The 326-nt window shown below is 40.8% G+C and carries 1 protein-coding gene; it reads right to left on the bottom strand.

The window, feature by feature from the left end:
• Positions 1-264, bottom strand: a 264-nt coding sequence (locus tag HC176_RS18445) for a tRNA pseudouridine synthase A (RefSeq protein ID WP_483414764.1), incomplete at its 3' end; no start/stop codon positions are given.
• Positions 265-326 lie beyond the last annotated feature (62 nt).

Genomic DNA, 326 nt, shown 5'->3' with positions numbered 1-326 from the left:
TTTTGCTGATATATCTTTTGGCAAAAGAGAATTCATCCTGAAGATAAACGCTTCTTCTAATTCTGCTTCAGCATCAAAGTGTGCAAAGATCTGCCTGGCATGTACTCCGGAATCTGTTCTACCCGCACCAATTATTTCAGTTTTTTGCTGCAGCAGGGTACCAAGGCTTTGTTCAATCACCTCCTGCACAGAAAGGGCATTAGGTTGTCGTTGCCAGCCGTGATAAGCCTTTCCGAAGTATTCCAACTCCAAGAAATATCTCAATCTAAATTTTTACTTTTACAAATTACAAGCTACAAAGATAAGCCATTCAGGGCAACTGCTCA

It is taken from the genome of Tamlana crocina, assembly GCF_012037625.1.
This window is presented reverse-complemented; position numbering and strand designations above follow the sequence as displayed.